The 14,755-nt window shown below is 40.0% G+C and carries 16 protein-coding genes; 12 read left to right on the plus strand and 4 right to left on the minus strand.

Annotation, left to right across the window (positions count from 1 at the left end; genetic code table 11):
- The first annotated feature begins 25 nt into the window (after nt 1-25).
- Entirely contained in the window at nt 26-2,332 is a 2,307-nt protein-coding gene (locus AC07WY_RS18530; RefSeq protein ID WP_004725915.1) for a RelA/SpoT family protein, read from the plus strand.
- A gap of 146 nt (nt 2,333-2,478) precedes the next feature.
- Here the strand turns inward: AC07WY_RS18530 and AC07WY_RS18535 are convergent, their stop codons facing one another.
- Nucleotides 2,479-3,261 (minus strand): SDR family oxidoreductase, encoded by a 783-nt coding sequence (locus tag AC07WY_RS18535; protein WP_151956588.1) that lies wholly within the window; start codon nt 3,259-3,261, stop codon nt 2,479-2,481.
- A gap of 106 nt (nt 3,262-3,367) precedes the next feature.
- Between AC07WY_RS18535 and mazG the strand changes: the two genes are divergently transcribed.
- From mazG to yjgA, 9 genes are all read left to right on the plus strand, one after another.
- Entirely contained in the window at nt 3,368-4,147 is a 780-nt protein-coding gene (mazG, locus tag AC07WY_RS18540; RefSeq protein WP_419335940.1) for a nucleoside triphosphate pyrophosphohydrolase, read from the plus strand.
- Nucleotides 4,140-4,601, plus strand: a complete 462-nt coding sequence (locus tag AC07WY_RS18545) for a ComEA family DNA-binding protein (protein WP_419335941.1) — start codon at nt 4,140-4,142, stop codon at nt 4,599-4,601. Before mazG ends, AC07WY_RS18545 begins: the two co-directional genes overlap by 8 nt.
- A gap of 147 nt (nt 4,602-4,748) precedes the next feature.
- Nucleotides 4,749-6,230: a polynucleotide adenylyltransferase PcnB gene (pcnB, locus tag AC07WY_RS18550; RefSeq protein ID WP_419335942.1), complete on the plus strand. Its 1,482-nt coding sequence runs from the start codon at nt 4,749-4,751 to the stop codon at nt 6,228-6,230.
- Nucleotides 6,224-6,709 (plus strand): 2-amino-4-hydroxy-6-hydroxymethyldihydropteridine diphosphokinase, encoded by a 486-nt coding sequence (gene folK / locus AC07WY_RS18555; protein WP_419335969.1) that lies wholly within the window; start codon nt 6,224-6,226, stop codon nt 6,707-6,709. The genes pcnB and folK overlap by 7 nt, the downstream gene beginning before the upstream one ends.
- 46 nt (nt 6,710-6,755) lie before the next feature.
- Entirely contained in the window at nt 6,756-7,565 is an 810-nt protein-coding gene (gene panB / locus AC07WY_RS18560) for a 3-methyl-2-oxobutanoate hydroxymethyltransferase (RefSeq protein WP_239044860.1), read from the plus strand.
- A gap of 2 nt (nt 7,566-7,567) precedes the next feature.
- On the plus strand, nt 7,568-8,413 hold the full coding sequence (gene panC, locus AC07WY_RS18565) for a pantoate--beta-alanine ligase (RefSeq protein WP_262087011.1): 846 nt from the start codon (nt 7,568-7,570) through the stop codon (nt 8,411-8,413).
- 25 nt (nt 8,414-8,438) lie between these two features.
- Nucleotides 8,439-9,290, plus strand: coding sequence for an RNase adapter RapZ (rapZ, locus tag AC07WY_RS18570; protein ID WP_004725931.1), 852 nt, complete (start codon nt 8,439-8,441; stop codon nt 9,288-9,290).
- Nucleotides 9,287-9,556 carry an HPr family phosphocarrier protein gene (locus AC07WY_RS18575; protein ID WP_004725933.1) on the plus strand — a complete coding sequence of 90 codons (270 nt, stop codon included), beginning with the start codon at nt 9,287-9,289 and terminating at the stop codon, nt 9,554-9,556. Before rapZ ends, AC07WY_RS18575 begins: the two co-directional genes overlap by 4 nt.
- 2 nt (nt 9,557-9,558) lie before the next feature.
- Nucleotides 9,559-10,098 carry a ribosome biogenesis factor YjgA gene (yjgA, locus tag AC07WY_RS18580; RefSeq protein ID WP_004725935.1) on the plus strand — a complete coding sequence of 180 codons (540 nt, stop codon included), beginning with the start codon at nt 9,559-9,561 and terminating at the stop codon, nt 10,096-10,098.
- Between the two features lie 71 nt (nt 10,099-10,169).
- On the opposite strand, the gene AC07WY_RS18585 is transcribed toward yjgA, so the two are convergent.
- Nucleotides 10,170-10,790, minus strand: coding sequence for a hypothetical protein (locus AC07WY_RS18585; RefSeq protein ID WP_419335943.1), 621 nt, complete (start codon nt 10,788-10,790; stop codon nt 10,170-10,172).
- Nucleotides 10,791-10,928: 138 nt separating this feature from the next.
- Here AC07WY_RS18585 and baeS point away from each other — a divergent pair, with 138 nt between their 5' ends.
- A complete protein-coding gene (baeS, locus tag AC07WY_RS18590) occupies nt 10,929-12,671 on the plus strand; it encodes a sensor histidine kinase efflux regulator BaeS (protein WP_419335944.1) in 1,743 nt (580 codons plus the stop codon).
- A gap of 15 nt (nt 12,672-12,686) precedes the next feature.
- The gene (locus AC07WY_RS18595; RefSeq protein ID WP_004725942.1) at nt 12,687-13,373 is read left to right on the plus strand and encodes a response regulator; all 687 of its coding nucleotides are present in this window, start codon (nt 12,687-12,689) and stop codon (nt 13,371-13,373) included.
- Between the two features lie 203 nt (nt 13,374-13,576).
- Here the strand turns inward: AC07WY_RS18595 and AC07WY_RS18600 are convergent, their stop codons facing one another.
- Together AC07WY_RS18600 and AC07WY_RS18605 are read right to left on the minus strand one after the other, a co-directional pair.
- Nucleotides 13,577-13,957, minus strand: coding sequence for an MmcQ/YjbR family DNA-binding protein (locus tag AC07WY_RS18600; protein ID WP_494736900.1), 381 nt, complete (start codon nt 13,955-13,957; stop codon nt 13,577-13,579).
- 24 nt (nt 13,958-13,981) lie between these two features.
- Entirely contained in the window at nt 13,982-14,581 is a 600-nt protein-coding gene (locus AC07WY_RS18605; protein WP_419335947.1) for a L,D-transpeptidase family protein, read from the minus strand.
- Between the last annotated feature and the right edge of the window lie 174 nt (nt 14,582-14,755).

The raw sequence follows: 14,755 nt of genomic DNA on the forward strand, positions 1-14,755 counted from the left end.
AAATATAGAGTTAGAGGAGTAGGGTATGGTCACAGTACGTGAGCAACTTCCTGATCAGCTCAATGAGCTATCAGAGGAAGCGACTGTAGAACATGCCGATGAAGCGCAACAGGCTCTAGCAACTTGGCTAGATCGAGTGCGTGGAATTTTAGACGGTGCTGAACTTAAGCAGTTAGAAGAAGTCGCGCAATTAGTATTACAAAAAGAATTGGCGACCACAGTAAATTCCAGAACCAATACCTTTGCAACAGGCATTGGAATGGCCGATATTCTTGCGCATTTACATGTCGATGAAGATACGCTGGCAGCAGCTGTGCTTTATCGTAGTGTGCGTGAAGATCTCACGACTTTAGAGGAAATACAGCAACAATGCGGTGAGCAGGTTTACAACCTTGTCAAAGGCACTTTGGCGATGGGTAAACTTTCTGAACTGATTGAAAAGAATAAACGTTTAGAAGATCACTTTAATAATAATCAGCGTGAACATCTGACAGGCATCTATAAGATGTTGATTTCTGTGACAGAAGATGTTCGTGTGGTCTTGATTAAACTGGCGGAACGGACCTTTGCTTTACGTGAATTGGCGCATTCTTCAAAAGAACGTCAAGAGCGTGTTGCACGAGAAATTCTCACCATCTATTCGCCTTTGGCACATCGTTTAGGCATTGCCCAATTAAAATGGGAGCTCGAAGATCTTGCTTTCCGTTATTTGGCACCAGAACGTTATAAAGAGATTGCTTCTTTACTCAATGAAAAGCGTCTAGAGCGTGAACAATATATCCAGTTTGTGGTAGATAAACTCAAGAATGAGTTGGCTGGGCATGATATCGAGGCCGAGATTTCAGGTCGGGTCAAACATATTTATTCGATCTACCGCAAAATGAAGAGTAAAAATCTAAGTTTTGATCAGCTTTATGATATTCGCGCGTTACGGGTTTTGGTTAAATCTGTCGCAGAGTGTTATCACGCTTTAGGCATTGTGCATCAAATTTGGCGTCATATTCCTCATCAGTTCGATGACTATATTACCAACCCCAAAGCCAATGGTTATCGCTCTTTGCATACTGCGGTGATTGCAGAAAATAAATCTTTGGAAATCCAGATCCGAACCAAAGAAATGCATGAAGAAGCAGAGTTGGGCGTGTGTTCACACTTTAATTATAAAGAAGGCTCGAAAACCACTGACTATTCATTTAATCATCGTTTGCATTCTTTACGTGCAGTGCTTGAGCATTATCAAGAACGTACCGAAACCAGTGCGCATCCCAATGAAGATGAAACAGAAGATTTTGAACAAATTCAAGATTTTGAAGGTTTTGAAAAAATCTATGTGTTTAGTCGTGATGGGGATATTAAAGAATTACCACGCGGATCGACAGTGCTTGATTTTGCTTATCATGTGCATACCGAGGTCGGCAATAAGTGCTATGCATCACGGGTCAACCAACGCTATGTGCCGTTAACCTATACCTTAAAAACAGGCGAACAGGTTGAGATTTTAACCAAGAAAGATCGTGAACCCAATCGTGATTGGTTGGTTAACTCTTTGGGTTATATTAAAACAGCACGTGCACGTGACAAGTTACGCCACTGGTTTAGACAACAGGATCGCAGTAAAAATCTGGAAGTTGGGCGTGAGCTACTCAATAAAGAACTTTCACGTTTAGCGATTCACCCGAAAAGTATTGATTTAAGTGATTATTGTAATCATTTCAATGTGAAAACTGGGGATGACATCTTGGTGTCATTGGTGAGTGGGGAAATTAGCCTGCATGCCTTGATCAATCAAGTCAATCGCCACATGCACTTAGATCAGGATGAACCAGAGCTGGTTTTAAAACCAACATTAAATCCACGCGCAAGTCATACCTTGTCGGCTCATGGAATTTTAATTGATGGTTTGGACAATGTTGAATTACATATTGCACAATGTTGTCAGCCTGTTCATGGTGAATCGATTGCTGGATATATCACATTGAATCGTGGTGTCAGTATTCACAAGGTTGCATGCCCAGATTATATGCGCATGATCAAGTTAGAACCTGATCGTGCGGTTGAAGCGGATTGGGAAATGCAACCGACACGTGGGCAAAGTGTGCAAATTGTGGTGGAAGCGTATGATCGTCGTGGTTTGTTAAAAGATTTGACCCAAGTGATTTTTTCAGATCAGATCAATATCCGTCAGGTGAATACGATTTCTGAAGCAGATGGTATTGCTAATATGAAATTGTTGATTGAAGTAAAAGGCTTGGCGCAATTGTCTCGCCTCTTGGCGAGATTGGAACAACAGCCTGGCATTATCAGTGCTCGACGTTTGGTTCAAGGTAATTAAGCTATATTGTCTTGATCAGATTTTATGATTTGAACAGTAAAAAACTCGCGAAATGCGAGTTTTTTATTATCTAATATAATGGATTGTGTTATGAGTTTGATTTGTAAATAGAAAGTTAGTCTCTATTGGGGGCACAGTATTAAAGCTTAGGTTTTAGATTTTCTCGTGAGTATTAAATTGCTCAAGCGATTGATAAATTGAGGGCTAATAGCAGAAAGTGTAAACATTACTTTAGTTTTTAAACCGACTGGGCGATGTGTGGCGGTGAAAAGTGAGCCTTTGGCTTTAACCTGTGCAAACACTTGCTCCGCAACATCTTGGGGTGTGAGACTGACCCCAATATTTTGAATCGCACCTGCATCCATGTCTGTCACCATCGCTGTTTGGACAAAAAGCGGCATCACATCCAGTACACGAATGCCATATTTTTGCCATTCGATATCTAATCCTTCTGTAATACCGCGTACGGCAAATTTACTGGCAGAATAAGAGACTAAATCTGCTTGTCCATAAATGGCTGATGCTGAGGAAAGATTGATGATACGCGCAAATTTCGCTTCTTTCAGATAGGGAAGTGCGGCATGACAGCCATTTAAAACGCCATTGACATTGATATTGATTGTACGATGATGGGCGCTAATTTCGGTTTTTTCAAAATCTCCAGAATAAAGAATCCCGGCATTATTGACTAAAATGTTGAGGCCATTTGCCCATTGAGAAAATTCTTTAAGCGCGGTTTGCCATTGTGCATAATCGCTCACATCTAATTTGCCCGCTTTGGCATTGTCACCCAATTGATCTGCTAAAATTTGAGCCTGCGCTTCATTGATATCATAAATACCAACTTGATAACCTTGTTGGTAGAATAGACGTGCAATCGCAGCCCCAATCCCTTGCGCAGCACCACTAATGAATATGCTTTGACTCATTGCAGCATCCTTTTTTAGTTTATTTTGATTGCAAAGAGTTGAACATAAAATATGCATAACAACAAGTGTTGTGCAGTCATTTGTTATTGATCTTAAAGGACATAAAATGCAACAGCTATTCGCCATCATGAAACAATTACGTGCAGAATGCCCTTGGGATCGTGAACAGACACCTGAAAGTTTAACGCGCTATGCCATTGAAGAAGCGTATGAGGTGGAAGAAGCAGTACGTTCTGGTGATATCGATGAAATTAAAAATGAATTAGGTGATTTATTGCTGCAAGTGGTTTTTCAATCACAGATGTACAGTGAGCAGGGGGCTTTTGATTTTAACGATGTTGTCGATGTACTTTGTCAAAAATTGATCCGACGCCATCCACATGTTTTCCAAAAACAACAATTTGATAATTTAACGCCTGAACAAGTGTCGGTGTTGTGGCAGGAAATTAAACAACAAGAAAAACAGGGCAAAACTCAATCTCGATTAGATGCGGTAAAACATGGCCCTGCTTTATCTCAGGCAGAAAACATTCAAAAAAATGTCGCAAAAGTAGGCTTTGATTTTCCTGATGTGGCGCAGGCCTACGATAAAGTCAAAGAAGAATTGGCAGAGTTTGAAGAGGCGCTGCAATCGGAAAAACCTGATGAAATTATAGATGAATTTGGTGATTGTTTATTTTCTTTAATCAATGTAGGGCGTAAACTAGGCATTTCAAGTGAGATGGCGCTGTTAGGAACCATTTATAAATTTAAATCTCGCTTTGCTTATATTGAAGATCAAATCAATTTTAAAAATAAAAGATTAGAAGATGTGTCTTTAAAAGAAATGGATCTCCTTTGGGATCAAGCAAAGCAACAATTAAAATCACAGGTTAGCAATGAGTAATCAGCATTTTTATTTTAATCGTGTAGTAAAACTAATAAAATCGTCTTTTTTATTGGTAATTTTGAGTTGTTCTTTGAGCTTGTATGCACAACAGTTTGATCAAGCTTATCTCAACTGGAAAGCAGAACAACAGGCTCATGATGCAAAATTAAAAAAAGTCGACGATCAATACTATCTTTCGCGACCGAATAGCCAAAAATCGCCATCGAACAGTAGTCAAAAAGGCCCACCATCATCTGCCCAGTCTTCAAACAGCTCAGCTTTAAAAGTCAGTTTAAATTCTGCAAATGCTGAACAATTACAACAGCTCACGGGTGTCGGGGCAAAGAAAGCACAGGCGATTATTGCTTATCGTAATCAGAATGGCGGATTTAAACGTATCGATGACTTAAAAAAGGTCAAGGGGATTGGCGAGAAACTTTTCGAGCAGAATAGAGCACGGCTGAGTTTATGATGGGTTTAACAGCCTGTAGATCGACGAATTATCAATAGTCCATAAATTCAAGTGAAGTTTGCGAGAATCAAATTGCCCTTTAGCTGTGTAAGCGATATCATTAGCACAATTATGATTTTTACGTCCTGACGTAGGAGACAGTGTCTTTTGCAAACTTTGCGTGCGTCAAAGTGTGGGTTATCCACCGCTCAATTACCTTCCTCCATTTTAGATGTTATTGATTCTTTAACTAAAGCTGGCTATGAAGCTTATATAGTCGGTGGTGGTGTACGTGATTTAATGCTTGGCTTAAATCCGAAAGACTACGATGCTGTGACCAATGCAACACCTTCACAGGTGAAAGAGGTATTTGGTCGTCGTTGCCGAATTATTGGGCGACGTTTTGAATTGGCACATGTGTACTCAGGTCGTGAATTGATTGAGGTGGCGACATTCCGTGCCCCACCGAAAAAAGCCATTACCTCTGCACAAGGGATGATTTTACGTGACAACAATTGGGGAACAATAGAGCAAGATTTTGCTCGACGTGATTTTTCCATCAATGCCATGTATTACCAACCTCGAAAAGGGGAAGTGCTCGATTTTTGTCATGCTATTGATGATATAAAAACTAAAACTTTAAGACTATTGGGTGATCCAGCACTTCGTTTTGAAGAAGATCCAGTACGGATGTTGCGTACATTACGTTTTGCTGCGAAATTAAATTTTAGTATAGATCCTAAAATATTAGACGTTTTTACCCAAGAAATGACGCAATTGCTGCGTGATGTTTCTCCGCACCGTTTATATGATGAGTCGCAAAAATTATTCACCATGGGACATTTGCATCGTGTGATGCCGATGTTGATTGAATTTGGTATTTGGAAGCAATTATTTGCTGATATTAGCCCTGAGATTACCCAATTTATAGAGCGTGCAGCGAAAAACACCGATCAACGGATTCAAATGGGTAAAACCATTAATCCTGCATTTTTCTATGCGGTATTGCTCTGGAATAATTTCTTAGCGCGTTGTGATTTCTACCATGCTAAAGGTGTGGTTGCTGCAGAAGCACGCGCTCAAGCAGGTTTGGATGTGTTAAAACGCCAAGCGACACGAACCATTATTCCTCGTTTTGCCGAAACTTTTATACGTGAAGTTTGGGAAATGCAAAGTCGTTTGCTCAACCCGAAACCACAACAGATTGAAGCGCTTTCGGGGCATGCACGTTTCCGTGCAGGATTTGACTTCTTGCTATTGAGAGAGAAGTCTGGTGACGCTTCTACCAATGGCATGGGTGCATGGTGGGAAGCTTACCAAGATATGTCGACTGATGAGAAAGAACGTGCAATTGGCAGCTATAATCGTCAGCGTGCCAAGAGTCGTAAGAAACTTGCTGAAGTTGCCCCTGTTGAAGATGTAAAAGCAGCAGCTTCCACGCAAATTGAACCATTGGTGAAAGAACAAGAATCTCGTAGCCGTCGTTCGCGGACTAAGCCAAATTCAACATCATCTCAAGATTTTAGAAGTAGAAATGATACTCGAACAGCAGTAAACAAAGGCGAGATCACAGCGGATCATCCAATCACCAAGCGTAGACGCGTACAACGTGATTTAAGCAGTGTGATTTTTGGACCGACCCAATCATGATTAAAACCTATATTGGTTTAGGCAGTAATTTAGGTGATTCTGAGCAAATTTTACGGGAAGCTGTAGAAAAACTCAGAAACTTAGGTGTTGTTACCGTTTCAAAGTTGTATCAAAGCCCGCCGATGGGGCCTCAAGATCAGCCAAATTATCACAATGCAGTTGCAGAATTACACACTGATTTAGCGCCTTTGGCCTTGCTGGATGAGTTGCAACGTATTGAAAATGAATCAGGTCGAGTACGGTTACGCCGTTGGGGTGAGCGTACTTTAGATCTAGATCTTTTGCTTTATGCTGAAAAAAACATTATAAATGAGCGGCTCACAGTACCGCATATCGGTATTTTAGAGCGTGATTTTGTGGTGATTCCATTGTTGGATCTCGATCCTGAGCTCCAAGTCAATGGACAATCATTGCAAAAGTTAGATTTCGTGCAACATTCAAGCCTTAGTGTTTTAGCAGATCAGTCATGGGCTGATTAAAGGATTGAATGGGCAGAGGAACTCTCATTGATAGAGGAATATCGTCATGATTAGCCTAAGTGATTTAAGACAATTCAAAACTCAGGGACGTAAATTTTCATGCTTAACTTGCTATGATGCAAGTATGGCAAAAGGTATGGAAGTTGCTGAGATTGACACCATTTTGATTGGTGACTCTTTAGGGATGACAATCCAAGGGCATGATTCTACCTTGCCTGTAACTGTTGCAGATATGGCCTATCATACAGCAGCTGTACGTCGTGCAAATCAACATGCGTTTGTCCTGTGTGATTTACCCTTTATGAGTTATGCCACGCTTAATGATGCGTTGCTCAATTCAAAAACCGTGATGCAAGCGGGCGCTCAAATGGTGAAAATTGAGGGCGGTGAGTGGCTGGCTGAAACTGTAGAAGTTTTGACACGAAATGGTATTCCTGTTTGTGTACATTTGGGTTTAACACCACAATCGGTGCATGTTTTTGGTGGTTATAAATTACAAGCGAAAACGCGTGAATCAGCAGATCAACTGATTGCGGACTGTAAAGCTGTAGTTGATGCAGGTGCCGCTGTATTATTGCTTGAATGTGTTCCGGCACAGATGGGTAAAGAAATTGCTGAATTGTTCCCACACGTTCCTGTGATTGGCATTGGTGCTGGTGCAGATACCGATGGTCAAGTACTTGTGGTGCAAGATATGCTTGGTTTGACGTTTGGTAAAGTGGCACGTTTTGTACGTAATTTTATGAAAGAACAAGCAGGGGAAACTGCAATCGTGGATGCATTTAAGGCATATCATGTTGCTGTACAAGAGCAATCATTCCCTGCCAAAGAACATACTTTCCAAGTAGAGCTGTAAACATGAAAACAGAAACGACCATTCAAGGATTAACAGCATCACTTCAACCTGCTCGATCGGCACGTAAAATCATTGGTTTTGTACCGACGATGGGAAATTTGCATCAAGGCCACTTAAATCTGGTTCGTGAAGCGCGTAAATTATGTGATGTGGTGGTGGTCAGTATTTTCGTCAATCCAATCCAATTTGGACCGAATGAAGATTTTGATAATTATCCTCGTACACTTGAGCAAGACAGTAATTTACTTGCTGAAGTGGGTTGCGACATTGTTTTTGCACCTTCTGTGGAGCAAATGTATGGTAAATTCCCACGCTTAACCAATATTAGTGTGGGCGAAATTACCAATGACTTGTGCGGATTACAACGTCCAGGCCATTTTGATGGTGTTGCTGTTGTTGTCACCAAATTGTTTAATATTGTACAGCCGAACTTTGCATTTTTTGGACAGAAAGATTATCAACAATTGGCTGTGATTAAGCAGGTTGTTCGTGATTTGAATATGCCAATTGAAGTGATTGGTGTGCCAATTGCACGTGCTGAAGATGGTTTGGCCTTAAGTTCTCGTAATGGTTACTTATCTGAACAAGATCGTCAAACAGCTCCTGTTATTTTTAAGAGCTTAACGACTGCTGAACAAGATTTACATGCAGGTAAAACACTTGCAGATGTCTTGGCGCAAATTCGTGAAAGTTTAAATGATGCGGGGTTGATTGTGGATTATGTCGAAGCACGTAGCCCAGCGTTGCAAAAAGTTGAACAATTCGACCAAGATGTTGTATTGTTTGTTGCAGCGAAATTAGGCAAGACTCGTCTGATTGACAATTTACAAGTAAAACATTTGACATAAACTTTGCTTTTAGGATCGCCATGCCATGAAGCGCATACTTATCGTAACAGGACAGTCTGGTTCAGGTAAATCATCTGCTTTGCAGGTGCTTGAAGATTTGGGTTATTACTGTATCGATAATTTGCCTTTGGCATTGCTTCCTGAAATCGTTGAAAAGCTGGATAGAGAAAACAATTTAGAATTATTGGCACTCGGTGTTGATGTTCGAAGTGCCAAAGAAGATTTACAAGGTTTTGATCAGGTTTTTCAACAGTTACAAAAACATGGCAGCGTAGACGTTATTTATTTAACGACGCGTGATCAGGAGTTGATTTCACGTTTTAGCGCATCGCGACGTCCACATCCTTTGTCAAACCGCTTCCAAAGTTTGAATGAATGTATTCAAGAAGAAAAAAATTTATTGCTCCCAATTCAACTGCGAGCAACAGTACATATCGATACAACGGATAAAAGTGTACACGATTTAAAAGATACCTTATTGTCCAAACTGGGACAGTCCGATAAACTCATTTTAATTTTGCAATCTTTTGGTTATAAACATGGTATTCCATTAGATGCAGATTTTGTTTTTGATGTAAGGCATTTGCCGAATCCACATTGGGATTTAGAGTTACGTAAATATTCGGGTTTAGATGAACCAGTACGTAAATTTTTAGAAGCCAGCGAGCAAGCAAATGAGATGTATCAAGACATCTATCAGTTTTTAAATAAGTGGTTGCCTGCTTTTTCGGAAGGTCATCGTCACTATATTACAGTGTCAATTGGCTGTACGGGGGGGCAACATCGTTCGGTTTATATTGTGGATAGGTTGAAAAAGGCTCTTGAGTCGAAATGGACTATTCAGGTATTACATAGAGAAATGAAGCACTGGTCATGATTGACACAACTGTTGACGTAATTAATAAATTAGGATTACATGCGCGTGCATCTGGAAAACTAATCGAAGTCACGACTAAATTTAAATGCTCTATTCAAATTGGTAAGGGTGACAAGTTAGTCGATGCCAAGAATATCCTTTCTTTACTTATGCTCGGAGCGGGTAAAGGAACCACCTTGCGTCTAGTGATTGATGGTGCAGATGAAGAAAAAGCTTTGTCTGAAGTTCAAGCACTGTTCGCAGATAAATTTTACGAGGCAGAATAATCGTGGCACGTCGTCCGCAACGTTTTACTGAAGATGATTTTGAGTCTTTAGAAGGGCGTGCAAGTAAAACCGAACAGAAAAAAGCTGTACAACGTATGGCTGCTTTAGGTGAACAACTCGCAGAGTTGTCGAAGAAACAAATTGAATCTTTACCTGTTGAAGATCGGTTGATTGAAGCTTTGCTTGATGTGCAATTGATCACATCTTTTGAAGCACGTCGCCGTCAATTTCAACGGATTGGAAAGCTTTTGCGTAATGAAGATGAAGCCATTATTTTGTCTTATTTAACCCCTAAACAAGGGATTAAAAAGTTGGCGCAATTGGATCGTTGGGTTGATCGAATGATTGAACAGCGTGATCCTGCGATTAAAGAATTCTGTAAATCTTATAATGCTGCAGAAAGTCATTCTTTACGTCAGCATGTATTGCGCATTCATCGGGATATCACCCGTCAAGCCACTGCTGAAGAATTAGCGGCTTCTAAACTTAAGTTATTAAATTATGCCCAACAAGTGGCTTTGATTTCGGATAATTCCAAGTAAACTCAAATTAATGATCGTGACAAATAAAAAACGACCCTTTTGGGTCGTTTTTTATATTTAGCCGAGATAGATTAAACTTTTGATGGCATCATGGGCATGTTTTCGCCTGCTTTAAATTCTGGCTGGAATTTAACAACACATTTACCATCGATGATTTTGTCATTCATTTTTACTTGAATTGCCTTGCCATCAGTTTGGCCTGCACATGATTTTTGAATCGCATCCCACTGCGCTTTACGTTCCGCTCGTTTTTGTGCAAATTCTTGCTTAATTTGAGCACGTTGCTCTTCGGTCATGTCTTTCATACGTGGTCCTTCATGATGCATCATACGGCCACGTTGTTCTCCATCACGACGGAAATCTTGTTTCATCTCTTTCATCGCCTTGTGATCAGGCTTGAATACGATATTACATGTCCCATTAATATTTTGCTGACCTGCTGTCACCTGAACCGTTTGACCAATTGCTTTGCCATCACAGGCTTTTTGCATTTGTTGGCGTAACGCTTTATGTTGAGCACGCTTCTGTTTCATTTCTTCGCGTTGTTCTGGTGACATTTTATGATGTCCACCATGCATCATTGGACGGCCATCTGGACCGTCTTTAGGGCCAGGATTGGATTGACAGGCCGTCAAAGCCCCTGCAGTTAAAATACTTGCTGATACCAGTGCGATTTTTGTCATTGCTTTCATTGTTACTACTCCAATGAATATTTTGATGTTCTGTTGATACAGTAAAGATTAAATAATAATGATGTAGAAACAATGGAGAGAATTTTGAGCAACTGTTGGGTACAATGTTGAAATGAGAAGAAAAACGTGAGACCAGTTTTGAAAATACGTCGAGTTCCCATTGCATTACGCTTATTTCTGACTGTTTTATTGACAACTTTAGTCATTACAACAGTGAGCTTAGGTGTCTTACATTGGACTATGCAAAAGAACTTTGCCAGATATGTTGCAGATGTTGAAATGCAGAAACTTGATCATCTGATCGAAAATTTGGCAGATGTATATGGAGTCTATCAAGACTGGGGTAACGCGGTTCAAGCACAGATTTTGCAAATTGAAGGTGATGCTGCGCCTGATGATTATGATAAATTATCACGCTGGTGGCTACGTCGCCAGTATGATATCGCTTTACAGCAACGCTACTTTAAAGAACATACGATGGTGGCGACTTTGGGACAAACGGACGGTGCAGTTCATAAGTCTCAGCTGGATAAAGAAGAACTGAAAATTCTTGAAGAAAATTTACCCTCAGCTTATCAACCTTTTGAAGGTTTGAAATTTCCGCTTAGTTCAAATCAAAACTTATATAGACCCTCAGATCGTAAAGCAAATAAACCGCCTATAGGCAAAGATAAAAGTCATCTTTCAGCAGGACACGAAGCACCAGCTTCTGCAGCGAAAGAAGCGCCAACGCGAGATCCGATGCGAACGGTAAATCCGCAGAATGGCAAAAAGATATTTGTGTCATTGCCTGACCGTTTGGGGCTGAGTTCACGACTTTCTTTATATGATGCAAAACAACAGTTTATTTTAGGTGAACCGTCAGATGATCAGGTGTCTTATCGTCCGATTTTAGTCAATGATGAAGTGGTCGGTTATTTGGGTTTAAAACCAGTTTTAGATCAGGATGATGCACTGAGTATTAACTTCTTTAGTAATCAAAAGCGTTATTTAGTGCTGATTTATATCTTCACCTTCTTATCAAGTTTGGTTGCAGCATTGCTATTGGCGACTTATTTTAAAACACCGATTCAACGTTTATTGAACGCAACTCGCGAATTAACCAAAGGTAACTACCAGCATCAAGTGGTGATTAACCGTAATGATGAATTGGGAGACTTGTCGACAGAGTTGAATCAACTGGCCGTTATTCTCGACCAGCATGAAACATCACGCCGTCAGTGGGTTGCAGATACTTCACATGAGTTAAAAACGCCATTAGCAGTATTGCAAGCACAGATTGAAGCCATGCAGGATGGAATTCGCAAGCCGACACCAGAACATTTTGAAGCGATGTTACGTCAGGTTACGAGCTTGAAGAAGTTGACACAGGATTTAGCCGATTTGGCACAAGCTGAAGCACAACAATTAAAATGTTACTTTGCAGAAATTGATCCTTGGTCGGTGGTCTTACAAGAAATAGAGAATTTTAAACCTAAATTTGAACAAGCTGATTTAACAATTTCAGCCACAGGTGAGGGAGCGAAGTTACAATTAGATATAGATCGCTTTAAGCAAATTATGGTCAACTTACTTGGAAATAGTATTCGCTATACTGAGGCAGGTGGTGAAGTCCAAGTGCATACAGAGCAAGATGCAGATTCTTGGAGTGTGATCGTTGATGATAGCCCATTGGGTCTGAGCGATGAACAGATTGCACACTTGGGCGAACGTTTCTATCGTGTGGATAATTCACGTACACGTAGTACAGGCGGTACAGGATTGGGCTTGGCTTTATCAGGTAAAATTGCACAAACACTCGGTGGTCAGCTTACTTTTGATCATTCGCCATTAGGCGGTTTGCGTTGCAAATTGACATTTTCAAAACATACTAAAGTTTAAAAGGAATAGTACAACATGAAGCATATCATGCTGGTAGAGGATGAAGTTGAACTTGCGCAATTGGTGCGGGATTATCTAGAAGCAGCGGGCTTTGAAGTCAGTATGTTTCATGATGGTCAAGAAGCGTATGACAGCTTCCTGCAACGCAAGCCAAGTTTAATGGTGTTGGATTTGATGGTCCCACGTATGGATGGTTTGACCATTTGCCGTAAAGTACGTGAGCAAACCGACTTACCGATTATCATGGTGACTGCACGAACAGAAGAAATCGATCGTGTCTTGGGGTTAAATATGGGAGCAGATGACTATGTCTGTAAACCTTTTAGCCCAAAAGAGTTGGTGGCACGTGTACAAGCGGTATTACGCCGTTTAGAACGTAAAGCTGAACCTGAAGCCAATGACTTATTTCGTATTGATAAAGCACAACAACGTATCTGGTATCAACAAAAATCGTTGAATTTAACGCCAACTGAATTCCGTCTTTTAGAGCTTTTCCTCGAACATTTGGGACAAGTCTATTCTAGAGCGCAACTTTTAGACCATATTAACCCAGATAGTTTTGATGTTGCTGACCGTGTTATTGATAGTCATATCAAGAACTTACGTCGTAAAATATCTGAAGCAGCGGAAACCGGAAATCGTCATGAATGGGTACAAGCTGTTTATGGCGTAGGCTACCGTTTTGAATATCCAGAAGATTAAGTTTTCGACATTTTAAGTTCATCGTTGTGGATAAACACAGGTTTATCCACAGATATTGTGGGTAAATGTTTATAAATGTAAAAAGTTATGTTTGAAAAATAAACATATAACTTTATGTTTATTGATATATTCTGATTTTGACTGAATCGTGTATAGATAGAGCTTAGGTCTGTTGATCTAATGTGCGATCCAAAGCCCGCTAATTATTTAATGTGTTGATAAACCGCCAATACCTGCTTTTGGGCTTTGGTCAGGCTCTTGCTCACAAGCTCATAAGAGCCTTCAACTAAGTCTTGAATCAGATCAGCACTGATTTGCTCGCCCTCATAAATTGAAATCCAATGACGTTTATTCATATGGTAGCCCACCTGAATCGAGGGGTAGAGATCTCTCAACATTTCGCCATGATCAGGTTCAATTTTTAAATTAATCAGTTTTTTGCCATGCAGTTCAGAGCCTAACATAAACATTTTTCCCATCACTTTAAAAACAGGAACATCCTCACCAAAGGGATAGTCAAGTTCGGATTTAGGTAAATGTGATGCAATCTTAAATGCTAAAGTTCGGATTTCTTCACCAGTCATCATTGTCTCTTTTTAAAATATTCTTTATGAATAAATGCTAATCACTGTTCCATCATCGACCAGCTTCCAAATTTCATCCATGTCTATATTTCTAACGGCAATACACCCCCATGTCCAGTCATTTCTAGGTAAGTAGGTCATTAAACTAGGCAGCTTTTCCACTTGTGAGTGTGTTGCTGAACCATGAATCATAATGTCGCCACCAGGAGAAACGCCAAGTTGGTTGGCTTTAGATTTATCCTGTTGGTTTGGATAGGACACATGCAGTGATTTATAAAATGCACTATTGGGATTACGCCAATCTAGAATATAACGACCTTCAGGAGTTTTTCCATCACCTTCTTTAACTTTATGTCCAATAGGATCAAAGCCTAAGCGCATTGGATATGTTCGTATGTCTTGATCATGATGCATGAGTTTAACAATACGATCTGATTTATAAACTTTAACTTCGGTGATTGGCGTGTTTTGACGAAGACGTTGAATCTCTTGCTCAGATAAATTCTGCACATGTATGGCAGCATTTGCGGTTGGAATAAATTGATTATATTTTTGATAAGTCCAGACACTTGCTATAGCTATAGCCAAAAGAATCAAACATGAAGTGAGGTATTTTTTATTCATTTTAGAATACTAATGTTGTAAAACTCTGTATTGCCTAAATTTTATGCATTCTAAAGACAAAAGCTGTAGTTAATTTGTGATTGTGGATTTATCCTGTGGATAAACACAAGTTTATCCACAGAAATTGTGGGTAACTATGATGAGTCAGATCAATTAAAGTGATTCGGCAATTTA

The sequence above is a fragment of the Acinetobacter sp. GW821-FHT01C12 genome (assembly GCF_059422625.1).